The 23,371-nt window shown below is 72.0% G+C and carries 15 protein-coding genes; 3 read left to right on the forward strand and 12 right to left on the reverse strand.

The window, feature by feature from the left end:
• Positions 1–107: 107 nt before the first annotated feature.
• From paaZ to ELQ40_RS15975, 6 genes are all read right to left on the reverse strand, one after another.
• Positions 108–2,198 (reverse strand): phenylacetic acid degradation bifunctional protein PaaZ, encoded by a 2,091-nt coding sequence (gene paaZ, locus ELQ40_RS15950; RefSeq protein WP_127794569.1) that lies wholly within the window; start codon positions 2,196–2,198, stop codon positions 108–110.
• A gap of 53 nt (positions 2,199–2,251) precedes the next feature.
• Entirely contained in the window at positions 2,252–3,127 is an 876-nt protein-coding gene (locus tag ELQ40_RS15955; RefSeq protein WP_127794570.1) for a 3-hydroxyacyl-CoA dehydrogenase family protein, read from the reverse strand.
• Positions 3,124–3,888 carry an enoyl-CoA hydratase/isomerase family protein gene (locus ELQ40_RS15960; protein WP_240665832.1) on the reverse strand — a complete coding sequence of 255 codons (765 nt, stop codon included), beginning with the start codon at positions 3,886–3,888 and terminating at the stop codon, positions 3,124–3,126. The genes ELQ40_RS15955 and ELQ40_RS15960 overlap by 4 nt, the downstream gene beginning before the upstream one ends.
• Positions 3,885–5,084 (reverse strand): acetyl-CoA C-acyltransferase, encoded by a 1,200-nt coding sequence (locus ELQ40_RS15965; RefSeq protein WP_127794571.1) that lies wholly within the window; start codon positions 5,082–5,084, stop codon positions 3,885–3,887. The genes ELQ40_RS15960 and ELQ40_RS15965 overlap by 4 nt, the downstream gene beginning before the upstream one ends.
• A gap of 299 nt (positions 5,085–5,383) precedes the next feature.
• Positions 5,384–6,703 (reverse strand): MFS transporter, encoded by a 1,320-nt coding sequence (locus ELQ40_RS15970; protein WP_127794572.1) that lies wholly within the window; start codon positions 6,701–6,703, stop codon positions 5,384–5,386.
• 228 nt (positions 6,704–6,931) lie between these two features.
• Positions 6,932–7,312 (reverse strand): hypothetical protein, encoded by a 381-nt coding sequence (locus tag ELQ40_RS15975; protein ID WP_127794573.1) that lies wholly within the window; start codon positions 7,310–7,312, stop codon positions 6,932–6,934.
• Positions 7,313–7,417: 105 nt separating this feature from the next.
• Here ELQ40_RS15975 and ELQ40_RS15980 point away from each other — a divergent pair, with 105 nt between their 5' ends.
• Complete coding sequence (locus tag ELQ40_RS15980; RefSeq protein WP_127794574.1) at positions 7,418–9,520, forward strand: ATP-dependent DNA helicase RecQ; 2,103 nt, start codon at positions 7,418–7,420, stop codon at positions 9,518–9,520.
• Between the two features lie 83 nt (positions 9,521–9,603).
• Here the strand turns inward: ELQ40_RS15980 and ELQ40_RS15985 are convergent, their stop codons facing one another.
• The 5 genes from ELQ40_RS15985 to ELQ40_RS16005 form a co-directional block, all read right to left on the reverse strand.
• Entirely contained in the window at positions 9,604–10,440 is an 837-nt protein-coding gene (locus ELQ40_RS15985; protein WP_164863667.1) for a hypothetical protein, read from the reverse strand.
• A gap of 56 nt (positions 10,441–10,496) precedes the next feature.
• Positions 10,497–11,831, reverse strand: coding sequence for a cell wall metabolism sensor histidine kinase WalK (locus ELQ40_RS15990; RefSeq protein WP_127794576.1), 1,335 nt, complete (start codon positions 11,829–11,831; stop codon positions 10,497–10,499).
• Complete coding sequence (locus tag ELQ40_RS15995) at positions 11,824–12,498, reverse strand: response regulator transcription factor (RefSeq protein ID WP_127794577.1); 675 nt, start codon at positions 12,496–12,498, stop codon at positions 11,824–11,826. Before ELQ40_RS15995 ends, ELQ40_RS15990 begins: the two co-directional genes overlap by 8 nt.
• Positions 12,499–12,689: 191 nt before the next feature.
• Positions 12,690–17,978: a glycoside hydrolase gene (locus ELQ40_RS16000; RefSeq protein WP_127794578.1), complete on the reverse strand. Its 5,289-nt coding sequence runs from the start codon at positions 17,976–17,978 to the stop codon at positions 12,690–12,692.
• A gap of 167 nt (positions 17,979–18,145) precedes the next feature.
• Positions 18,146–18,988, reverse strand: coding sequence for an SGNH/GDSL hydrolase family protein (locus ELQ40_RS16005; protein WP_127794579.1), 843 nt, complete (start codon positions 18,986–18,988; stop codon positions 18,146–18,148).
• 233 nt (positions 18,989–19,221) lie between these two features.
• Between ELQ40_RS16005 and ELQ40_RS16010 the strand changes: the two genes are divergently transcribed.
• Together ELQ40_RS16010 and ELQ40_RS16015 are read left to right on the forward strand one after the other, a co-directional pair.
• Positions 19,222–21,480 carry a glycoside hydrolase domain-containing protein gene (locus ELQ40_RS16010; RefSeq protein ID WP_127794580.1) on the forward strand — a complete coding sequence of 753 codons (2,259 nt, stop codon included), beginning with the start codon at positions 19,222–19,224 and terminating at the stop codon, positions 21,478–21,480.
• A 126-nt stretch (positions 21,481–21,606) separates the two neighbouring features.
• Positions 21,607–22,917: a glycosyltransferase gene (locus ELQ40_RS16015; protein WP_127794581.1), complete on the forward strand. Its 1,311-nt coding sequence runs from the start codon at positions 21,607–21,609 to the stop codon at positions 22,915–22,917.
• A 78-nt stretch (positions 22,918–22,995) separates the two neighbouring features.
• Here the strand turns inward: ELQ40_RS16015 and ELQ40_RS16020 are convergent, their stop codons facing one another.
• Entirely contained in the window at positions 22,996–23,232 is a 237-nt protein-coding gene (locus ELQ40_RS16020) for a hypothetical protein (RefSeq protein WP_127794582.1), read from the reverse strand.
• Positions 23,233–23,371 lie beyond the last annotated feature (139 nt).

The following is a 23,371-nucleotide window of genomic DNA, read 5'->3' on the forward strand; positions in this document are numbered from 1 at the left end:
TGGCCGCCCTACGGCGGTCGAACCCTCAGATCTCCTGAATTTCGGCGCCGGTCGCACGCACGAGCCGGCCGCGGCGGGAGCAAGCCGCGCCGCGAGCACCAGGCCCCTCAGACCCCGACGGCGGCCGGCTCCCGCTCCTTCGCCACCAGCGTGAGCACGTCGTAGGTCGCGACGAGTTCGTCGTCCTGGTTCTTCAGCACTGCATCCCAGCGCACCTCGCCGTACTCGTCGGTCTCGCGCGGCGAGATCTGCTTCGCCGTGAGCTCGACGCGGATCGAGTCGCCCGGCGACACGGGGGTGATGAACCGCAGGTTCTCGAGGCCGTAGTTCGCGAGCACGGGCCCGGGGGCGGCATCCACGAACAGGCCGGCGGCCCACGACACGAGCAGGTAGCCGTGCGCGACGCGGCCCGGGAAGAACGGGTTGGCGGCCGCGGCCTCCTCGTCCATGTGGGCGTAGAACGTGTCGCCGGTGAAGTTCGCGAACGTCTCGATGTCGTCGAGCGTGACGGTGCGCGACGCCGAGATGACCTGGTCGCCGAGGCGCAGTTCGGTGAGCGACTTGCGGAACGGATGCTCCCCCTCGGGCCGTGCCGTCGCGCCGGCGTGCCACACCCCGGTGAGGGCGGTGAGCATCTCGGGCGAGCCCTGCACGGCGGTGCGCTGCATGTGGTGCAGCACCGCGCGGATGCCGCCGAGCTCCTCGCCGCCGCCGGCGCGGCCGGGGCCGCCGTGCACGAGGTTCGGCAGCGGCGATCCGTGTCCGGTCGACGAGCGCGCGTCGTCACGGTCGAGGAACAGCACGCGCCCGTTGTACGCGGCGATGCCGGAGGCGAGCTCCACGGCGACCTGCGGGTCGTGCGTCGCGACACTGGTCACGAGCGAGCCGCCGCCGCGGGCGACGAGAGCGGATGCCTCCGCCGTCGTGCCGTAGCCCACGATCGAGGCGACCGGGCCGAAGGCCTCGACCTCGTGCAGCGCGTCGGCCTGCGCATCGGCGAACCGCAGCAGCATCGGCGCGACGAAGGCGCCGTCGGATGCCTCTCCGGTCGTGCCGTCGGCCAGGCTCACGGCCGGGGCATCCGTCGACCCGATGACGAGTTCGCCGCCGGACTCCTGGAGCCGCCGCACCTGACGCAGCACCTCGTCGCGCTGCGCGATCGAGGCGAGCGGGCCCATCGTGACGCCCTCGGCGCGTGGGTCACCGACGACGACGCGTTCGGCGATGCGGGCGCGCACCGCGTCGATCACCGCGTCGACGGATGCCTCGGGCACGATCGCACGGCGGATCGCCGTGCACTTCTGGCCCGCCTTGGTGGTCATCTCGACGACGAGCTGCTTGACGTAGGCGTCGAACTCGGGCGTGCCTGCGACGGCGTCGGCGCCGAGCACGCTCGCGTTGATCGAGTCGGTCTCGCTCGTGAACCGCACGCCGCCGGTCTGCACGGCGTCGTGCGCGCGGAGGCGTTCGGCGGTCGACGCCGAGCCGGTGAACGCGACGAGGTCGCCGAGGCGCAGGTGGTCGAACAGGTCGGGCACGCTGCCGGAGACGAGCTGCAGCGAGCCGTCGGGCAGGAGTCCGGACTCGACGAGGATCCGCACGAACGCCTCGGCGAGGTACCCGGTCGGCGTCGCGGGCTTCACGACCGTGGGCATGCCGGCGAGGAAGGCGGGCGCGAACTTCTCGAGCGACCCCCACACCGGGAAGTTGAACGCGTTGATCTGCACGGCCACGCCGGGCAGGCGGGTGTGGATATGCCGCCCGAGGAATGAACCGTCCTTCGACAACTGCTCGACGGGCCCGTCGACGTGCACCTTGGCGTTGGGCAGCTCGCGGCGGCCCTTGCCCGAGTAGGTGAAGAGCACGCCGATGCCGCCGTCGATGTCGACCCAGGAGTCCTGCTTCGTCGCACCGGTCCGGCTCGACAGCTCGTACAGCTCGGCCTTGCGCTCGGTGAGCGCGAGCGCCATCTGCTTGAGCAGCACCGCGCGCTGGTGGAACGTCAGCTCGCCGAGCGAGGCCTGGCCGGTGGTGCGCGCGTACTCCAGCACGGCGCCGAGGTCGAGGCCCTCGGTCGACACGCGCGCGACCACCTCACCGGTCGACGCGTCGCGCACCTCGGTCGCGGACGCCGTGGCATCCGAGGCATCCGGCGCCCACCAGGCGCCCCGGACGTAGCTGGGCAGGATCTCGGTCATCAGGTGGTCCTCTCGGTGGTCGAGTAGCGACGAAGGAGCGTATCGAGACCCGCTCACGGCTGGTCCCACGTGTAGAAGCCCTGCCCGGTCTTGCGGCCGAGGTTGCCCTCGGCGACCATGCGGCGCATCAGGGCGGGCGGTTCGAATCGTTCGCCGAGGGTCGACGACAGGTACTCGGCGATGCCGAGGCGCACGTCGAGCCCGACGAGGTCGGTCAGCTTCAGCGGACCGACCGGATGCTTGTACCCGAGCGTCATCGCCGCGTCGATGTCCTCGGCGCTCGCGACGCCCTCCTCGAGCATGCGGATCGCCTCCAGCCCGAGCGCGACGCCCAGGCGCGACGACGCGAAGCCGGGCGCGTCCTTCACCACGATCGGCGTCTTGCCGATCGCTCGCACCCAGTCGCGGGCGTCGACGACGAGGGATGCCTCGGTGCCGGCGCCGCGCACGATCTCGACGAGCGTGGACGCGGGCACGGGGTTGAAGTAGTGCATGCCGAGGAACCGGCCCGGCCGCTCGAGCAGCGCCGCGAGCTCGTCGATCGAGATCGACGACGTGTTCGACGCGAGGGCGGCGCCGGGCGCGATGACCGCCTCGACGCGGGTGAGCGCGGCGATCTTCAGCGACAGGTCCTCGGGCACGGCCTCGACGACGAGGCCGCATCGGGCGAAGTCGCCGAGGTCGGTGCTCGTCGCGAAGCGGGCGCCGTAGGCGGCGGCATCCTCGTCGGCGGTGCCGCGGGCGACGGATGCCGCGACCGACTCGAGCACGCGGGCCGACGCGGCGGCCGCGGCGTCGGCGTCGCGCTCGACAACGGTGACGCGGGAGCCGGCGAGCAGGAAGGCGTGCGCGATGCCGGCGCCCATGCGCCCGCCGCCGAGCACGCCGACGTCGGCGGGTGCGCCGTCGGTGCCGCGAGACCCGCTCATCGCTTCCTCCGTTCGAGGAACTCGGTCATGCGTCGCTCCTTCTCCGGGCTCTCGAAGAGCTCGGCCTGCTCGGCGAGGTCGGCGTCGGGGTGCGCGGCCCGCGGCAGGCGGAAGACGCGCTTGGTCGCCATGGTCGCCGCCGGATCGTTGCGCGCGATGCGGTCGGCGATCGCGTGCGCGGCGGGCAGCAGGTCGTCGGCGTCGTGCAGCGACGACACGAGCCCGATCGCGAGCGCCTCGTCGGCGTCGATCGTGCGCCCGGTGAGCAGCAGCTCGGCCGCGCGGGCGTCGCCGACGATCTCCTTGAGCCGCCAGCTCGCGCCGGCCGCGGCAAGGATGCCGAGTCCGGTCTCGGGGTTGCCCATCTTGAGCGACGGCGTGCCGATGCGGATGTCGGCCGCGTACGCGAGTTCGGCGCCGCCGCCCAGCGCGTACCCGTCGAGGGCCGCGATGACGGGCATCGGCAGCTCGGCGATGCGGATGAACGCGTTCGCGTTGATGCCGCGCAGCGCGTCCTCGGCGCGACGGTCGCGCAACTGCGCGATGTCGGCGCCCGAAGCGAAGACTCCGTCGGCGCCGGTCAGGATCAGGATGCGCGGCTCGGCCTCGAGCTCGGCGCAGAGCTCGTGCAGTGCGTCGATCGTGGCCTGGTCGATCGCGTTGCGCCGGTCGGGCCGGTCGAGGGTGGCGACGACGCGATCGTCGCGACGTTCGACGCGGAGCGGTTCGGGTGCCTCGATGTGCGCGGCCGCGTCGCTCACGAGACGCGCTCCACGATGAGCGCGGAGCCCTGCCCGACGCCGACGCACATGGTCGCGAGGCCGTACCGCGACCGTTCGCGTTCCATGCGGCCGAGCAGCGTCACGACGAGGCGCGCCCCCGAGGAACCGAGCGGATGCCCCAGCGCGATCGCGCCGCCGTCGGCGTTGACCCGCGACTCGTCGAGCCCGAGGCGGCGCATCGACGCGATCGACTGCGTCGCGAACGCCTCGTTGAGTTCGACCGATCCGATCTCGTCGAGGTCGAGGCCCGAGCGCTCGAGCGCCTTCTCGGTCGCCGGCACCGGGCCGAGGCCCATGATCTCGGGCGCGAGGCCGGCGCTCGAGCCGACGACGACGCGGGCGCGGGGTACGAGCCCGTACCGTTCGACCGCGGCGCCGCTCGCGACGAGGATCGCCGACGCCCCGTCGTTGAGCGAGCTGGAGTTGCCGGCGGTCACGACGGATCCGCCGGGCACGACCGGGCGGAGGCCGGCGAGCGCCTCGAGCGTGGTCTCGGGTCGCGGACCCTCGTCGACGAGCACCTCGCCGCGGTGGGTCGGCACGCCCACGATCTCGGCCTCGAAGCGCCCCGCGGCGATGGCGGCCGCGGCCCGCTGCTGCGAGCGCAGGGCGAACGCGTCGGCCTCCTCGCGGGTGATGCCGTCGACGCGGGCGACCTCCTCGGCCGTCTCGGGCATCGAGAACGTCGCCTTGTCGCGGGCGACGAGCTTGGGATTCGGGAACCGCCAGCCGATCGACGTGTCGTATTCGGCGCCGGGCTTGGCCCAGGCGCGGTCGGGCTTCTGCTGCACCCAGGGCGCGCGGGTCATCGATTCGACGCCGCCGGCGACGATGAGGTCGGCATCGCCGGCACGGATCGCCTGGGCTGCCATCGTGATCGCCGACATGCCCGATGCGCAGAGGCGGTTCACCGTGATGCCGGGAACCTCGTCGGGAAGCCCGGCCAGCAGCACCGACATCCGACCGACGTTGCGGTTGTCCTCGCCGGCCTGGTTGGCGGCGCCGAGGATGACCTCGTCGATGGCGCCGAGTTCGCCGGCGACGTCGAGGCCGGCGCGGCGCACGAGCTCGCCGACGACGAGTGCGGCGAGGTCGTCGGGCCTGACGCCCGCGAGCGCGCCGCCGTAGCGGCCGACGGGCGTTCGCACGCCACCGACGAGATAGGCCTCGGGCATGTGGGCTGCTCCTGACTGCGTTGTCGTTGGGACTCGTCCGGCTCGTCTTTACTGACCGAGCGTTCGGAAAGTAATTATGGCATGCCGCGCGCGCCGCCCGCCACCCGAGGCGTGCGCCCGCCGGTCCCGCACGTGCCGGTTTCAGGAGATCGGAGGCTGTTCAGGACGGAATCCGCAGATCGGTCCTGACCAGCCTCCGATCTCCTGAATGCAGCCCGTCGCCCAGGTGCGACTTGCCTGCACACGACGGATGCCCCGGGCGCGCGGGCCCGGGGCATCCGATCGGAACGACGTGCGAATCAGTCGAGCAGATTCCTGCCCTTGGTCTCCTTGACCAGCGAGACGCCGATGAGCGAGATCACCGACGCGATCGCGATGTAGACGCCGATCGTCCACGACTGGCCGGTCGAGCTGAACAGCGCCTCGGCGATCATCGGGGCGAACGCGCCACCGAGGATCGCGCCGAGCGCGTAGCCGATCGAGACACCCGAGTAGCGCACGTTCGCCGGGAACATCTCGGCGTAGAGCGCCGCCTGCGGGCCGTACGACAGGCCCAGGCCGAAGGTCATCACGAACAGCGCCGTGAAGTACCAGAAGATGTTGCCGGTGTCGATGAGGAACCACATCGGCACGGCCCACAGGGCGAGGAACACGTAGCCGATCTGGAACGTGCGGATGCGACCCCAGCGGTCGGAGATGCGTCCGCCGAACAGGGTGAAGACCAGCCAGCCGAACGACGCGAGCGTCGTCGCGAGCAGCACGGTCGGGCGGTCGAGGCCGAGCACGGTCACGGCGTACGTCGAGAAGTAGGCGATGAGGAGGTATCCGGCCGCGTTGTTCGCGATGAAGATGACGGCGGTGAGGATGACGTTCTTCGTGTTGTGGCGGAACAGCTGGCCGAGCGGGGCCGAGGACTCCTTGCGGCGACGCACGAGCTCCTCGAACACCGGGCTCTCCTCGACCGCACGGCGGATGAGGTAGCCGACCACGATCAGCAGGATCGAGAGCAGGAACGGAATGCGCCAGCCCCACTCCATGAACGCCTCGGGCGACTTCGACGAGGTCAGGATCCAGAGCGTCGAGGTGGCGAGGATCATGCCGATCGGCACGCCGATCTGCGGGAACGCGCCGAAGAAGCCACGGCGACCGTCGGGAGCGTGCTCGACGGCCATGAGGGCCGCGCCGCCCCACTCGCCGCCCGCCGAGAAGCCCTGGAGGATGCGCAGCAGGATCAGCAGGATCGGGGCGGCGATGCCGATCGCGGCGTAGGTCGGCAGGACGCCGATCAGCGCGGTCGACAGGCCCATCATGACGAGCGTGAAGACCAGCATCTTCTTGCGGCCCATCTTGTCGCCGAGGTAGCCGGCGACGACGGCGCCCAGCGGGCGGAACAGGAACGAGATCCCGATGGTCGCGAACGACAGCACCTGCGCGAGCCCGGGGTTGGACTCGGCGAGCGGTGCGAGGAACAGCGGAGCCAGCACGAGGCCGGCGGCCTGGGCGTAGATGAAGAAGTCGTACCACTCGATCGACGTGCCGACGAGGGTCCCGGCGAGCACCCGCCGTTCCTCGGACGGCATGCGCCCGCTCTGGGTCGGTTGGTTGACAGCAGTCGACATGCGAACTCCGTTGTTCTTGGTGTTTCGAAGGGGAAGGGGATCGTGGGACTGTCGATCCGAGTTCCTGACCGAACAATCGGTCAGGAAATGTGAGCGTACCGCAGGACCCCCCGGTCGCCGCAACCCCGGTGCACGCCGAAGCGGCGCATCGTGCGACGAACGGATGCCGCGGTGCGATGAACGGCGGTGCGATGAACGGCGGGAGCGAGCGGATGCCCCGGCGATCGGTCAGCCGCGCCCGCGGATCCGGTCGCTCCGCGCGAGGAAGGTCGCGGCGATCACCGTGCCGAGGCACAGCACCGCCGACCACACCGTGAGCCACAGCAGCCCGTTCATCGCCCCCACGAACGCGTCGATCGCCAGCACGATCGTGAGCACGACCGCGGCGCCCAGCAGCGCGTCGTCCGAGCGGAACAGCGGCGCGATCAACGCGAGCACCAGGATGGCGATGCTGCGGGCGATCCCGAACAGCGCGTCCTCCTCACCCAGGCCCTGCGCGGCGATCGCGCCCGCCGTGTGCGCCACGCCCGTCAGCGCGGCGATCGCCACGACGGCGTAGCAGATCCAGAACGCGGCGCCGCGTGCGGCCGGCTTCTTCGATTCGGACATGCGTCCAGCGTGGCCGCCGTGGGCGCCGTCGGTCAAGGATGGTCCGGTCGGCGGCCGACGGCGGTGGCGTCTGCGGCTGTCGGCGGCATCCGCGATGCTGGACGGATGAGCGAAGCGGACGCCGACACCCGAACCGACGCGCTCTCAGCCCTGCGCGAACTCGTCGGCCGCGACGACGCGCAGTTCCACGACGGGCAGTACGAGGCGATCGAAGCCCTCGTCGAAGGCCATCGTCGCGCGCTCGTGGTGCAACGCACGGGGTGGGGCAAGTCGGCCGTGTACTTCGTCGCGACCCTGCTGCTGCGCCGTCGCGGCGCCGGCCCGACCGTGCTCGTCTCGCCGCTGCTGGCGCTCATGCGCGACCAGGTCGCGGCGGCCGAGCGTGCGGGTGTGCGGGCCGTCTCGATCAACTCGACCAACGCGCACGAGTGGCAGGACGTGCTCGCCCGCCTCGACGCCGACGACGTCGACGTGCTGCTCGTCTCGCCCGAGCGGCTCAACAACCCGTCGTTCCGCGAGCAGCAACTGCCGACGCTCGTCCGCCGGCTCGGCCTCCTCGTGGTCGACGAGGCGCACTGCATCAGCGACTGGGGGCACGACTTCCGGCCCGACTACCGCCGGTTGCGAGACCTCATCGCCGAACTGCCGGCCGAGGTCCCGGTGCTCGCGACGACCGCGACAGCCAACAGCCGCGTCGTCGCCGACGTCGTCGAGCAGCTCGGCGGCGGGGCATCCGATGTCCTGACGATCCGGGGGCCGCTCGCGCGCTCGTCGCTGCGGCTCGGGGTGCTGCGCCTGCCCGACGCCACGAGCCGGCTCGCCTGGCTCATCAGCCACCTCGACGACCTGCCCGGCTCGGGCATCATCTACACGCTGACCGTCGCGGCCGCGGTCGACACCGCCCGCGTGCTCCGCGAGCGCGGGCACGACGTGCGCGCGTACACCGGGCAGACCGACGCCGATGAGCGCGCCGAGTCCGAGGGCATGCTGAAGCGCAACGAGGTGAAGGCGCTCGTCGCGACGAGCGCGCTCGGCATGGGGTTCGACAAGCCCGACCTCGGCTTCGTGCTGCACCTCGGCGCGCCGTCGTCGCCCGTCGCGTACTACCAGCAGGTCGGCCGTGCCGGCCGCGCCACCGACAACGCCGACGTGCTGTTGCTGCCCGGCGCCGAGGACCCGCAGATCTGGCACTACTTCGCGACCGCGTCGATGCCCGACGAGGACCGGGCCGGGCGCGTGCTCGCGGCCCTCGACACCGATCGGCCGACGTCGACACCGGCCCTCGAGGCGCAGGTCGACATCCGCCGCACGCCGCTCGAGCTCCTGTTGAAGGTGCTCGACGTCGACGGGGCGGTACGGCGGGTGCAGGGCGGCTGGGTCGCGACGGGCGAGCCGTGGACCTACGACGCCGAGCGCTACCGGCGCATCGCGGCCGAACGTATCGCCGAGCAGGAGCACATGGTCGAGTACGAGCAGACCCGCGAATGCAAGATGGCGTTCCTGCAGCGCTCGCTCGACGACGACACCGCGGTGCCCTGCGGCCGCTGCGACTCGTGCGCGGGTGCCTGGTACCCGTCGGGACTCGCCGCCGAGGCGGCCGAAGCGGCACGGGGCGCCCTCGATCGGGTCGGCGTGCCGGTCGAGCCGCGCGCGCAGTGGCCGACCGGCGCCGATCGGCTCGGGGTTCCCGTGAAGGGCCGCATCGCGCCCGACGAGCGTGCCGACGAGGGCCGGGCACTCGCCCGGCTCACCGACCTCGGCTGGGGCGGCGCCCTGCGAGACCTCTTCGCGGCAGGAGCCGCCGACCAGCCCGTGCCGCCGCAGGTACTGGCGGCCTGCGTGCGGGTGCTCGCCGAATGGGGGTGGTCCGAGCGGCCCGTCGCCGTCGTCGCGATGCCGTCGCGCTCGCGGCCGCTGCTCGTCGACTCGCTGGCGCGCGGAATCGCCGAAGTCGGCCGACTCCCCTACCTCGGCGCGCTCGAGGCGGTCGACGGCGGCCCCTCGGGCGGTCCGGGCGGAAACAGTGCATTCCGGCTCGCCGGGCTCTGGGGCCGACTCGACGCATCGGGCCTCGACCTGCCCGCCGGCCCGGTGCTCCTCGTCGACGACCTCGCCGACAGCCGCTGGACCCTCACCGTCGCGGCGCGCGAGCTCCGCAGGGCCGGCGCGACCGGCGTGCTGCCGTTCGTGCTGGCCCTGCGCGGGTAGGGGTTCCGCGCGACCCGTCCGAGGCCAGTTTGCGGCCGATCCTCGGCCGCCGCGCGCGGTTCAGGGCCGATCGGGCTCGACCGTCAGTCGGTCTCGACCGCGACCACCTGGCGACCGGCGTCGAGCCGGACCTCGCGCTCGGCGCCGTCGACGACCAGGTCGACGTCGAACCCGCCGTCGTCCTCCGCGGAGACCGCGTGCGCCTCGCCGCCCGCCTCGGCGACGGCAGCGTCGATCGCGGCCTCGAGGTCGGCCGCGTCGAGGATCCGCTCGTCCGAGTCCTCGGCGTCGGGCGCACCGACCCGCGTGGACCCGCCGGCATCGACGAACACGTCGACCTCGGTCCCGTCGCCGAGCAGCACGTCGACCGAGAACCCGCCGGCCTCCGCCTCGATCGAGGATGCGCCGACGCCACCTGCTGCGGGGACCGCGGCCGCGAGGGCGTCCGAGAACTCGGCAGCCGATGCGATCGCATCGACGTCGCCGTCGGCAGCGACTCCGTCCGCGGCAGCGTCATCGCGGTCGTCGTCGTTCACCTGCGTGGTCGCCGACCGGTCGTCGTCATCGCCGAGGTCGAACTCATCGAATGCGACCGCGGCGGCACCGGCCGTGAGGCCGACGAGCGCCACCGCGCCCACGATGATGCCGGTAACGGTCCACACCCGGCGACGCCGCGATCGCGGTGCAGGCGCCGTCACGGTCTGCTCCGCGGGTACCGTCTGCGGCGCCGTCGCGACCTGCGGTGCCGGCGCAGTCGCGGCCGGTTGCACGGGAACCGTGGGCGCCGTCGCGACCTCCGCCGTCGCGGCGGCATCATCCTCGGTCGGCTCCGCGGTCGGGGCATCCGAGGCGTTCTCATGGACGATCTCGTCGTCCCGGTGGTTCCGGTCGTCCTGTGGGGTGGTGTTCGTCTCGTTCATGGAACGAGTGTCGCGATCGGGCGCTGACGCCACCCTGAACGAACCTGAACGACGGTTCAGGCGAGCGGCAGACGCAGCTCGAACCGTGCGCCGCCGCCGGGTGCGGTGCCGACCGACACGGCGCCGCCGTGGTGCGCAGCCGCCTCGGCCACGATCGCCAGTCCCAGCCCGGCACCGCCGGCGTCGCGCGATCTCGCCTCGTCGAGCCGTACGAATCGGCCGAACACCCGCTCGCGGTCTGCCTCGGCGATGCCATCGCCGTCGTCGTCGACGTGGAGCACCGCCTCGCCCGAACCGGCCGTCACTTCGAGCGTGACCGCCGTCGATGCGTGGCGTCGCGCGTTGTCGCCGAGGTTCCGCAGCGCTCGGCGCAACAGGTCGGCGTCGCCGCGAATGCGCGCGGGTTCGGCGCTCACCTCGACCCGTGGTCCTCCGAGCGCGCGAAGCCGGTCGGCCTCCTCGACGACCAGGTCCGCCAGGTCGAGCGATTCGAGCCGCAGCGCCGTGCGCTCACCCGACCGCGCCAGGACGAGCAGCGCGTCGACGAGGTCGGCGAGGCGGCCGGATTCGGCGTCGACCACCTCGGCGAGGTGGGCGAGGTCGGTCGCTCCGGGATAGTCCCTGGCGAGCTCGGCGTGCTGGCGCAGGCTCGCGATCGGCGAGCGGAGCTCGTGCGATGCGTCACCGACGAATCTCCGTTGTTCGCGCAGGGCCCCGTCGACCCGATCCAACAGGGCGTTCATCGTGTCGGCGAGGGCACCGAGCTCGGCCGCTCCCGCCGGTGGGGCGACCCGCGCGGCGAGGTCGTCGGGCCGGATCGAGGCGACCTCGCGCCGCATCCGTTCGACCGGGCGCAGCGCTCGGCCGACCACCGCGGCGACTACGACGGCGATGAGCGCCGTGACCAGCGGAACCGCGACCGCGAGCAGCCAGGTGACCGCTGCGGTCGCCTCCTGCACGCCGTCGAGCGACCGGGCGACGACGACGCGACCGTCGTCGAACTCCTCGACGGCCACCACGTGCGGTTCGTCGTCGAGCACGACCCGTGCGCCGTCGTCATCCGGGAGCACCCCGAGCTCCGACGCCTCCTCGGTCTGCGCGACGACGTCATCGCCTCGCTGCACCTGGGCCACGAGATCGTCGTCGGCGGCGAGAGTCGCGCCGACCTGCGCGTCGCCGTCGTCGAGGCGGTCGGCGAGCGATTCGGCCTGTTCTCGCGCGACGGCGGCCTCGGCGTCCACGAGCTGGGCATCGAGCGCGACGACGAACAGCACGGCTCCGACGGTCAGGATCACGAGCACGACCGCGGTCGCCGCGGCCGTGACGCGCAGCCGGAGCGATCGACCCCGATGCGAGCGCCGCCGGTCGGCTTCGGTCGGCGCGTCAGTCATCGGGTCCCAGCCGGTATCCGGCACCTCGGAGGGTGGTGATCGACGAGCGCCCGAACGGCCGGTCGACCTTGTCGCGGAGTCGGCCGATGTAGACCTCGACGATGTTCGGATCGCCCTCGAACGCGTGGTCCCAGACGCCGGAGAGCACCTCGCGCTTCGAGACGACGGCGCCGGCGTGGCGCATGAGGAACTGCAGCACGGCGAACTCGCGCGCGGTCAGTTCGATCGCACGGCCACCGCGGTCGACGCGCCGGCTCGCGGGGTCGAGGCGCAGGTCGCCGACCTCGAGCACCGTGGGCCGTTCCCTGGCACCGCGCCGGATGAGGGCGCGCAGGCGCGCCACGAGCACGGCGAACCGGAACGGCTTCACGAGGTAGTCGTCGGCACCGGTGTCGAGCCCTTCGACCTCGTCCCATTCGCCGTCCTTGGCGGTCAGCATGAGGATCGGCGTCCAGTCGCCCTCGGCGCGCAGCGTCCGGCAGACCGAGTACCCGCTCATGCCCGGCATCATCACGTCGAGGATGATCGCGTCGTAGTCGTGTTCGCGCGCGAACCACAGCCCGTCGACGCCGTCGGATGCCACATCCACCGCGAAGCCCTCGGCTTCGAGTCCGCGCCGGACACCGTCGGCGAGGCGCACCTCGTCGTCGACCACCAGCACTCGCATGACGTCAGTGTGGCATCCGCGCGCTGAACCGGCGCTGAACCGCACAGAACCGCGCTCCAGCGCGACTCCCTCGCTGTGGCGCCCGATTCCACCCCTTTGCGACGACGCGAATGGCCGCTCCGGATGCTCCGGAGCGGCCATCTGCGTCCGCGCGACGCGCGACGCGCGACGCGCGAAGCGCGACGCCCAGATCAGCGCCCGATGGACACCTTCCGCGGCGTCTCGACGTTGCCCGCGGCGTCGATCGCGCGATGCTCGACCGTGTGCTTGCCCGGGCCGACGACGACCACGGCGGCGGCACCGGTCGTGCTCCGCCAGGCGCCTCCGTCCACCCTGGTCTCGATCCGGGAGACGCCCGAGCCGCCGGCATCCGTCGCGGCGACGCCGACGATGCGCACGAGCCCGAGCAGGTCGAGCTTTCCGGCGCCGCTCCTCGCGGGGGTCGAGTCGACCTTGAGCGCGAGCGAACCCGTCGACACGTTGCCGAGCACGTCGGTGGCGCGCACCTCCACGCCCCGCTTCGCGGTGCCGACGAGGGTGCCCGCGGCGTACGGCTGCCAGGAGCCGCCGTCCACGCGGTACTCGATGGCGGCGACGCCGGAGGCATCCGTCGCCGTCGCGTCGATCGCGACCGGGGTGCGGTACCAGCCCGCCGACCCGTCGGGCGCGCCGGGTGCCGTCGCGAGCGCGAGCTCGGGACCGGCGGTGTCGGGCACCGGCGCCTCGTCGGCGGCGATGACGAGCCAGCTCAGTTGCACGTCGGGGCCACGGGTCGGCCGCAGGGTGAACTCGATCCGGCCGTCCTCGCCGACGACGACATCGCCGTACGCCGCGGTCTGGTTCGCCGCGTCGAAGTCGTGGTCGGCCTCGACGACCACGCCGTTCACGGTGACCTCGGCGCCGCGGTCGTCCCACTGCGCCCACGGGTCGGCGTATCCCGCGTACACGGTGTAGCCGCCGGGCGCGAGCCCGTCGAACCGGTACGTCAGGTCGGCACCCTCGGTCGCGTAGCGGAGCGTCGAGAACATCGTGCCGTCCTCACCGCCGGCGACTGCGCTCTGCGAGCCGACGTAACCCCAGGCGGCCTGCGTGCCCGCGTCGACGCCGTACGCCTGGTCGGGGCGGCTGTTGCGCAGCGGCGCCTGGTCGGATGCCGCGGCGACGAGCGCCTCCCAGTCGGCGGTGCGCTTCCCGCCGGCGTTGACCGCGTACTGCACGTGGTCGGGCACGACCGCGATCTCGCGGGTGAAGGTGCGTCCGCCGAAGTCGGGAAGCGTACCCGTCGCGGTGACGACGCCGGCCGTGTCGAACGATCCGTCGAACGTCCACTCGACGCGCTGCTGCGTGTCGGCGCCGCTCTGGGTGACCGTGACGACGGGCACGTCGAACGCACCGCCCATCGGCACGCTCGCGGGAACGCCCGCGACGTCCCAGACGGCCCACTGGTCGAGCTGATCGAGGGTCCACTCGTCGTGCACCTCGACCGAGAGCGTGTCGCCGCCCTCGCCCATGTTCAGCGGGAGCCACACCATCTGCGCGTTCTTCAGGTCGCCGCCGCCGTTCCAGCGGTCGCCCATGTAGATGTACTTCCCCTGCTCGCGGTCGACCGGGATCACCGACGACGGCTGCGAGTTCCACGAGTTCGACGACGCCCACGACGGGAACGGGTCGCCCATGTTCGTCCAGGTGCCCATCAGGTCGGTCGCGGTGCCCCATCGCGACGGATTCGGCGACCAGCCGGTCGTGCCCGAGGTGATGAGGAAGTACCGCTCGTCGTGCTTGAAGATCGCCGGCGACTCGCGGTGCTCGTTCACGGTGATGCGGTTGTAGTCGACGCCGAGCACGGCCTCGTCGGCGGGCGTCGCCAGGTCGGTGTACTCGTCGTTCAGCTTGGAGATGAACATCGTCGCGTTCTCCTCGCTCGAGTAGATGATGTACCCGGTCCCGTCGTCGTCCACGAAGAGGTTCATGTCGCGGGCCATGCCCCGGTTGTTCGGGGCGTGGTTCGGCGGCATCGCGTCGTCGGGGGCGTAGTGCAGCCGGTAGCTGTCGATGTAGCGGAACGGCCCGAAGGGCGAGTCCGCGACCGCGACGCCGGCGGTCGCCTTGGCGTACTGGGCCGTCGACGTGGCCGACGGTCCGTCCATGTGCGCCCACATGACCCACTTGCCGGTGCGCTCGTTGTGGATCACCTTCGGCCGTTCGATGATCGGCGGCGTGACGCCCGCGACGGGCACGGTACCGAGGTCGCGGTAGACCGCGTCGCGCTGCTCCTGGGTGTAGTCGCCGTAGAGCTCCTGGAAGTACGGGTCCTCGTCGAACTGCTCCTCGGACGACAGCGCGCGCAGCGCGACGCCGCGGTCGGTCCAGTTGTAGAGGTCGTACGAGCTGTACACGTGCACGCCCGGTGCCGAGTGGTAGCCGTTGGTGCGGTCCTCGCCGTACAGGTAGTAGATCGTGCGGCCCTCGTCGTCGGTCGAGGGAACGACCTGGCCGCCGTGGGCCTGGATCACCTCGCCGTCGGTGTCGAGCCACTCCTGGCCGGGATGGAAGCTCGTGTACGGCGGCAGCGCCTCGGCGAGCAGGTCGAACGCGTCGGTCAGCCGGTCGTACGCCTCGCGGATCGCCGCCGCGTCGGTCGACGCGTCGTCGACGAGCCGCTGCGCCGCCTCGCGGGCGTCCTCGAGCGCACGCAGGCTGCCGGGCGAGTACTCGACGCCGTCGGATGCCTCGGACACCGCGAGCTTGGCTTCGAGCACCTCGGTGGTCCAGTCGACCGAAGCCCGCACGACCACGTAGCTCACGGCCGGGTCGAGGTACCCGTTCGTGCGCCCGGCCGGGCTGTGCACCGAGACGTCCAGCCGGCCGTCGGCCACGGTGACCGGGTACGTGCGTTCGAGCAGCGCCTCTCCGGGCGTGACCGTCTCGAGCGTGCCGCCCTCGGCGCGCAGCTCGACGGTGCGAGCGGCCCAGTTCGGCGGGAGGTCGATGCCGTAGGTGAGCTCGTACTCGCCGTCGGGCAGGTCGAACGCGTAGGCCACCTCCCGGTTGGAGAGGTTCGCACCGCTCGGCTCCTCGTCGACGAGCAGGGTGTCGGTGCGGTTCACCGACTCGCTCGAACTGCCGCGGACCGGGTTCGACGTCGGGCTGGAGACGTACCCCCAGCTCGCGCCGGTCGCCGCTTCGGTGCCGAACGCCTGGTCGGAGCGGGTCTGGTAGAGGCCCATCCGGTCGGTCGTGTCGACGGCGTCGGTCGTGACGGCGCCGGAGTTCGCGAAGTAGAGCGTGAAGTCGTGCTCGATCAGGTCGTCGAGGGTCGCCTCGGGGAACGCTGCGTCGCCGCCCTCGTTCGCCGGCAAGAGCGTGAAGGCCTGGTTGCCGCCGCCGTTCGACGTCCACAGGCCGACGGTTGCCCCGGCCGAGGTCGACTGCCCGGCCACGTCGAGCACGCGTTCGCGCGCGGCGTTCAGCAGCGTGAACGTGCGACCGTCGGTGCTGTTCGCGATCCACTGGGCGGAGGCATCCGCCCTGGCCTCGTCGTCGGTGAGCTGACGCAGCGTCGTGCCGTTCGCGTCGGCCGCGAGCGTGCGGCCGTCGGCCAGGCGCAGCGCGAAGCGGTCGCGGGCGGTGCCGTCGCCGTCGCTCAGGCGGGTCGCGGTCCAAACCTGGGTCGCGTCGGCGTCGGGGTCGGCGCTGCCGCCGAGCACGGTGGCGGGCGACCCGTTCGTCGCGGCGAGCGGCTTGCCGCTCTGCACGCCGACGAGGCGGAACTCGTCGCCGTCGCCGACCGCGGGTGCGGCGTCGGCGACGCCGGATGCTCCCGAGACGACGAAGGTCGTCACCGACTTCGCCGGAACGGTGAGCTCGGCCGACTTCGTCCCCGCATCGACCGCGACGGGCGCGCCCTCGACGAGCGCGGCGCTCGACGGGGCATCCGCCGGCGACTGGGTCGTGACGATCGGGGTCACGGTCGCACCGGGGGCGAGGTCGCCGAAGCCGGAGAGGTCGATGCGCACCGTGCGCTCATCGCCCGACGCGTTGGTGTGCACGAGCACGGCACCGGAGCCGTCCTGCTTCACGGCGCTCGTGGTCTGCGCGTCGTTCGTGGGGACGATGCGGTCGCCCGGCTCGATGTAGTGCGTGAAGTTGCGGAGCGTGTCGAACTTCGTGTTCGTCGCGACGCGGCACGACGGGTCGGCGTCGCCCGCCGCGATCCGGCGCTCGGAGTCGCCGTCGGCGTTGCAGTCGAAGTCGATGAAGACCGATCCCCAGTTCAGCTTCTCCTGGCGCTCCATGTTGAAGAGGTCCTCGACGGGCTGCCAGAGCACCCAGGCCGACGGGTCGAGTTCGCGCAGGTCGGCGGTGATGTGCTGGGCGATGCCGAGGCCGTTCTCGATCGACGAGGGGTTCCACCCGTTGCCGCCCCAGTTGCCCTCGACCTCGCTCATCCAGAGCGGCTTGCCGGCGGACTTGGCGATGTCTCGGGCGCGGAGCCGGTCGCCGGTGCCGTAGGTGTGCACGTTGAGCTGCTCGACGACGGCCTTCGCCTCCGGCGTCCAGCCGTCCCAGTCGGCGACGAACTTGCCCGGGTTGGTCTCGTCGGGGCCGGAGACCGCGGCATCCGTCGTCGTGTCGGACTCCGCGAGTTCGGCGGCGAGGGTCGTCAGCAGGTCGGCCTGGAGCGCCGGGCCGACATGCGCCCCCTCCTGACGGCCGCCGACCGGGGTCCCCGAGCCGTCCAGCGTGGTGCCCCAGTAGTTGGTGTTGGGCTCGTTCAGCGGGTCGATCGTGTCGAACGAGATGCCGTGCGCGTCTTCGACGTGCTGCGCGACGGTCTTGAGGTACGTTGCGAACTTCCCGAACGCCTCGGGCTTGATCTGCTCGGCGTTCGCGTCGAAGCCGCCCGAGACGTACCCGGACTCGGTCATGAAGTACGGCGGCGAGTTGCTGAACGCCTCCCACTTGGTCACGCGGTCCTTGATCGCATCGACCCAGGCCAGCTGCGCGGCATCCGCGGTGAAGTCGTAGTCGGATGCCTCATCGCCCGTCCATGCGGCGAGCATCCGGTCGCGGTCGGCGTACGAGGACGTGATCGCGCCGTCGGCGTCGCTCAGGGGGGCGTCGGGGTTCCACCAGCCCGGCACCGCGCCGCCGGCGCGGAGGTAGTCGGTCACGTCGGAGGCGTTGCCGCCGCCGATGTTGTACCTGGCGATGTTGAGGTTGAGGCCGTCGTCGCCGAAGACCGTCTCGATGAGTTCATCGCGGAGGTCGGCGGGGTAGGCGCCGGTGGCGTTGGCCATCCAGACGAGGCTCGTGCCCCATCCGTCGAAGGCCGGGCCGGTGACGGCCGGGTTGGGCGTGAGCACCACGTCGGGTTCCGCCGCTGCTGCGGCGAGCGGTGCGAACTGGAGAGCGCCGGCGACGACTGCCGCGGCCGTGAGGCTCGCGGCGGCGCGGGCGCGCGCATTCGAGGAAGACACCGTTGTCCGTTTCTGTCGGAGATGTTTACGTCAACATCGAGAGATGTTGACGCAAACATAGCGGCCGACGGGCGCGCTGTCGAGCGATTTCCGTCGATCGGCCGGATGCCCGCGCTCTCACGGCATCAGCTCGCGCCCGATGCCGCGCGCCGCCGGGCGGCTGCGCCTCAGGGCCGCCCGTACGGCGAGACCGACCAGGTCAGCTCGGCCAGCTTCGCCTGCCCGGAGATGCTCGGGTGGAAGTAGTCGAGGATCGAGATCTGGCTCGAGGTGAACGCGAAGTTCGCGACGGCCCCGCCGTCCCACGTGCAGTTCGGCCGGGCCTGGCACTCCGCGGCGAGCGCGGCGTTGAACGCGTCGACGCGGCCCTGCACGTCGGCGCGGCGCTGCACGTCGGCGGGCTTCGTGCTCGTCGGCGCCGCGAGCATCGACTGGCACAGCTTGGCGGCACCCCAGACGAGGCGCGCGCCCGTCCTCGACTTGTTCAGGTCGTACAGGCGCATCAGGCTCGGGATCGACGTCACGAGGATCTGCGTGTTCGGCGTCTGCACGGTGAGCACGTCGAGGGCCTGCTTGACCTGCGCACGGAACGCATCGGGCGCCGTCATCTCGGCGACGGTCCGCGTGCACGCGTCGTTCGCGCCGATCTGCACGGTGACGTACGCGGCCCCTGTCGCCGCAGCGGCCTGCGCCTGCGCGGCGAGGTTCACGGCCTTCGCCGATCGCGCCGACAGGTTCGTCGCCACGAGCCCGGGCACGCCCTTCGCGCGAATGCGGTTCGCGTGCGAGTTCACCCAGCCGACGTTGCCCGTCGACCAGCTGTACGTGGGGCAGTCGCGATACCCGCAGGCATCCGTCGCCTGGCTGATCGAGTCGCCGATCGCCGCCATCGACGGCGGCGGCGGCAAGGGCGCGGCCTGCGCCGGCCCGGCGACCGACCCGGCGAAGATCAACCCGGTCGCGGCTGCGGCGACGAGCAGCAGCCGACGGATGCCTCGGACGTTCGACATGTCGCGACCCTCCTGCACGGCTCGCGTCGATCGGCAGCATAGGGCTGGGCGCGGGGATGTCGGTGTTCGCGCGGCACGGTACTCTGTGCCCGGGTCGGCGGCCACCCCCCGTGCGGGGGAACCGCGTCCTGCGCCACGCAACCGTCATGCCGTCGACATCCGGCGGTCACATCCCGCGCGTACGTTCCCGACATGGAGGGGACACCGCGCTACCGCCACGACGAGGACGTCGCATGATCGATCACGTCGATCCGTTCATCGGGACCGGGGTCACCGACCTGCCGCCGCAGCAAGGGTTGGCGGCGACGTGGTGGTGGCCCAAGCCGCAGGTGGGCAACACGCATCCCGGCGCGACGTACCCCCTCGGCATGGTCTCGGCGTGCGCGTACTCGGGCGCCTACCCGACCGGGTACGGAGCGTACGACCTGAACACCGAGGGCGTGCCGCCGACCCTGCACGACGGGTCGCTCGCCTCGGGGTTCACGCACTTCCAGCAGTCGGGAACCGGTGCGATCCGCAAGTACTACAACTACTTCCGGGTGACGCCGATGACCGAGCCCCTCGACGAACTGGGCCGGATGTGGGAGCTGAGCGACGAGCGCGCGAGCCCGGGCCGGTACACCGCGACGCTCGAGTCGGGCATCAAGGCCGACCTCACCGTGGGCCCCAAGAGCGCGGTGCACCGCTACACGTTCCCGAAGCACCGGAACGCCCGGATCGTCATCGACTTCTCGCTCGGCGGCCTGTCGATCCCCTACGGGTCGACGACCCCGCTGCGCGCCCATCTCGAGACGCTCTCCCCCGGGGTCGCGCGCGGCGAGGTGGTCGTCGAGGGTGCGCCGCTCGCGGTGCACGTCGAGTGCGACACCCCGCAGTGGCGGCAGATGCTCTGGTACGACCGTCGGCTGATGCCGGGCGGCACGCGACTCGACTTCGACCACATCAGGCCCACGACGCTGCGCAGCTTCGGCCTCATGTGGGTCGGCCCCGCGGAGGCCGGCCAGACGATCGAGCTGCGCTTCGGGTTCTCGCTGCGCGGCACCGAGCAGGCGAGGGAGAACCTCGAGCGCGACTGCGGGCCTGGGCCCGATCGGTTCTCCCATCGTCGTTCACGCACCGAGAAGACGTGGAAGCGCAGCCTGCAGGCCGTGCGCGTCGACACCCCGTCGCCCGCCCGGCGCACGGTGTTCTCGACCGCGCTCTACCACTCGCTCATCAAGCCGTGCCTCGCGCCCGACGAGAGCCCGTTCTGGCCCACGCCCGGGCCGTTCACGTTCGACCTGTCGACGATGTGGGACATCTACCGCACCCAGCTGCCGCTGCTCACGACGTTGATGCCCGAGCGCGCCGTCGAGCTCGGCAACGCGCTGCTGACGATCGCCGAGGAGGAGGGCAACTTCCCGATCGGCTACCGCATGGCGCGCGGCAGCGACCGGTTCTCGCGGCAGGGGTCAGCGCTCGCGCACACCTTCCTCGCCGACCTCTGCCAGCTCGGCGTCGACGGCATCGACTGGGACTGGGCCCTCGTGCACATGCACAACGACCTGCGCCGCACCTACGGCGAGGACTACCTGCTGCACGGGCACGCGCACCCGATCAGCCACACGCTCGACCTCGCATTCGGGTACTGGTGCACGGCCAAGGTCGCCCGCCGCTGCGGCGACCTGAAGCTCGCCGAAGACCTCGAGCAGCTCGCCGGCCGCTGGGTGAACGCGTACGACCGCCAGACCGGGCTGCTTCGCACGTCGACCTTCTACGAGGGCAGCATGTGGAACTACTCGTTCCGGTTGCAGCAGGACATGGCCGGCCGCATCGGGCTCGCCGGCGGCGACGAGGGCTTCACGCGGCTGCTCGACCGGTTCTTCGGGTATGGCGCCGAGCCGGTGACGCAGCCCGGCCTCGCACCGTCGGCCGAGGAGATGGCCGCCGGGTACGCGCTGGGGCGGTTCGAGGGCCTCAACAACGAGCCCGACATGGAGTCGCCGTGGGCCTATATGTACGCGGGCCGGCCCGACCGCACCGCCGAGATCGTGCATGACATCGTCCAGCAGCAGTTCGGGGTGGGCCGCGGCGGCCTGCCCGGCAACGACGACTCGGGCGGGCTCAGCTCCTGGTACGTGTGGGCGTCGCTGGGCGTCTTCCCGGTGGCCGGGCAGAGCATGTTCCTGCTGAACGCGCCGTCGTTCGCGGAGTCGAAGATCCGCGTCGCCGGCGACGACACGTTCCGCATCGAGACGGTCGGGTTCACCGAGCCGCGCCCTGGCGGGCCCGCGCAGTACGTGCAGTCGATGGCGCTGAACGGCGCGCCGCTGACGCGGCCGTGGCTGCGGGCCGCCGAACTGCACCACGGGGGCACGCTGACCGTCGCCCTCGGGCCCGAGCCGAGCGACTGGGCGACCGCGGAACGGCCGCCGTCGTACGCCGCGCCAGATCCGACGGCGATCCCGGATGCCCCGGCCTCGCCGGCATCCGTCCCCGCCGCGCCGACCTGAGCGCGCGGCATCCCGCATCGACACCACCGAAACCGACACCGACACCGACACCGACACCAGACGATCACCACCAGACGATCACCGACCATCCACCGATCACCGACCGCCACCAGACCGGAGGACGCCATGACCGCCGTGACCCGCACCGCACCGACCCGCCTCGTGATCGTCGTGCGCGCCGATCCCGTGATCTGCGGCCACTCCGTGGAGGCGCGCAACCTCGCCGAGGTCGCCCTGACCCGCGGGTTCGACGACGTGCGCATCGTGACCTGGCCGATCGAGCGGCTCGAGGCGGCCGGGCTGCCGCTCAAGCCGCTCGACGTCGTGCTCCCGTACAGCCCCGGCATCACGGTCGAACGGCCCGAGCCGGTCGGCGACTACAAGGTTCCCGACAGCCGCTACCTCGCCGGCATCACGGGCCGGCTCGTCGAACTGTTCACCGACGGCGTGCCGACCGTCGCGCTCTCGCTCTACCTGAGCCCGCACACCGTTGCGGTCGCCGACGCGATGCGGGTCGCCTGGTCGACCGGCCTGCCGGTGAACGTCACGACGATCGCCGAGGCGGTCGGGTCGGATGTCACGAACATCGTGCGCGCGTGCGTCGCCGAGGGTCGCTTCGGACCGGCCGCGCACATCCTGTCGAGCTACCTGAGCCAGGACCACTGCGTCGCCGTGTCGGAGTACACGCGCGACCTCATCGTGGAGTCGGCGGCCGAGGTCGACGAGATCCACGGCACCCGGTTCGCCGACCAGTGCCGCGAACGCGTCGCGATCTCGTACCCCGCGATCGACTCGTCGCCGTACCTCGACCTCGACCCGATCGAGGTCGAGCGCGTCGCCGCCGCACGCGGCCTGCGCACGGGCGGATACGTGCTGTTCCTGTCACGGCTCGCACGCGCGAAGGGCATCGACGACCTCATCGACGGGTTCGCGCGGAGCGCGGCCGCACGCGAGGGACAGCGCCTGGTGATCGCGGGGCGCGGGCCCGAGGCATCCGAGTTGCACGCGGTCGCGGCGGCATCCGGCGTCGGCGACCTGATCGACTTCCTCGACGACGTCGGCGACGCCGAGAAGCCGTACCTGATGGCCGGATGCTCCGCCTTCGTGCTGCCCTCGAAGCCGCGGCCCGAGTTCGTCGAGACGTTCGGCATCGCGCTCGCGGAGAAGATGCTCGCCGGCGGCGGGCCGATCATCACGTGCGACACGGGCGGCATCGGCGAGGCCGTGGGGTCGTTCGCGACGATGGTTCCGGCCGGTGACGGCGCGGCGATCGCGACCGCGATCGACGAGGCGCTCGCGGTGCCTTCGGAGACGCAGGCCGTTCGCGCGGTCGCCGCGCGCGACTACGCGCTGCAGTTCGACCGGGTCAACGTGTTCGACCGGCTGTTCGCGCGCGTGCTGCCGGCACCCGACCAACTGCCGGTGCCGGTGGCCTGACCCCAGGGGTTCGTCGCTCCTGCACGGCCGGATCGGGCCGACTCGCGGAGCGCGGCGCGAAGTCCGCGAGCGAGCGGATCAGTGCGTGACGAACCAGGCGAGCGCGCCGGCGACGCCGAGGCCCGTGGCCCACGCGAGCAGTGCGAGCGGCTGACCGAGCGCGAGTCGGACGCGTCGCGGGCGCTGGGTGCGGTCGAAGACCGCGGCGGTCGCGGCGGCCGCGATCGCGCGGTCGGACTCGCGGAGCGTCAGCGGCGCGGTCGCGGGAACGGGCGCGGTTGCGGGCGCGACGACAGTGGAGGACAGCTCGGACACGATGGTCCAGCCTGCTCCGCCGGGTTGGGAGCCGGTCGTACGCGAGCCGTGGGCGGGCTGCGAGATACCTGTATGAATCCTCAGCTTCTGGGCGCAAGGAGGTCGGCGCCGAACCTATGCGAGCGGAACGCGAACCGGC

Source organism: Agromyces sp. LHK192, from assembly GCF_004006235.1.
Taxonomy (GTDB): Bacteria; Actinomycetota; Actinomycetes; order Actinomycetales; family Microbacteriaceae; genus Agromyces.

Coding starts and splice junctions, on each gene's coding strand:
- paaZ (WP_127794569.1), bottom strand. CDS start 2,198: ATGACCGAGATCCTGCCCAGCTACGTCCGGGGCGCCTGGTGGGCGCCG.
- ELQ40_RS15955 (WP_127794570.1), bottom strand. CDS start 3,127: ATGAGCGGGTCTCGCGGCACCGACGGCGCACCCGCCGACGTCGGCGTG.
- ELQ40_RS15965 (WP_127794571.1), bottom strand. CDS start 5,084: ATGCCCGAGGCCTATCTCGTCGGTGGCGTGCGAACGCCCGTCGGCCGC.
- ELQ40_RS15970 (WP_127794572.1), bottom strand. CDS start 6,703: ATGTCGACTGCTGTCAACCAACCGACCCAGAGCGGGCGCATGCCGTCC.
- ELQ40_RS15975 (WP_127794573.1), bottom strand. CDS start 7,312: ATGTCCGAATCGAAGAAGCCGGCCGCACGCGGCGCCGCGTTCTGGATC.
- ELQ40_RS15980 (WP_127794574.1), top strand. CDS start 7,418: ATGAGCGAAGCGGACGCCGACACCCGAACCGACGCGCTCTCAGCCCTG.
- ELQ40_RS15985 (WP_164863667.1), bottom strand. CDS start 10,440: ATGAACGAGACGAACACCACCCCACAGGACGACCGGAACCACCGGGAC.
- ELQ40_RS15990 (WP_127794576.1), bottom strand. CDS start 11,831: ATGACTGACGCGCCGACCGAAGCCGACCGGCGGCGCTCGCATCGGGGT.
- ELQ40_RS15995 (WP_127794577.1), bottom strand. CDS start 12,498: ATGCGAGTGCTGGTGGTCGACGACGAGGTGCGCCTCGCCGACGGTGTC.
- ELQ40_RS16005 (WP_127794579.1), bottom strand. CDS start 18,988: ATGTCGAACGTCCGAGGCATCCGTCGGCTGCTGCTCGTCGCCGCAGCC.
- ELQ40_RS16010 (WP_127794580.1), top strand. CDS start 19,222: ATGATCGATCACGTCGATCCGTTCATCGGGACCGGGGTCACCGACCTG.
- ELQ40_RS16015 (WP_127794581.1), top strand. CDS start 21,607: ATGACCGCCGTGACCCGCACCGCACCGACCCGCCTCGTGATCGTCGTG.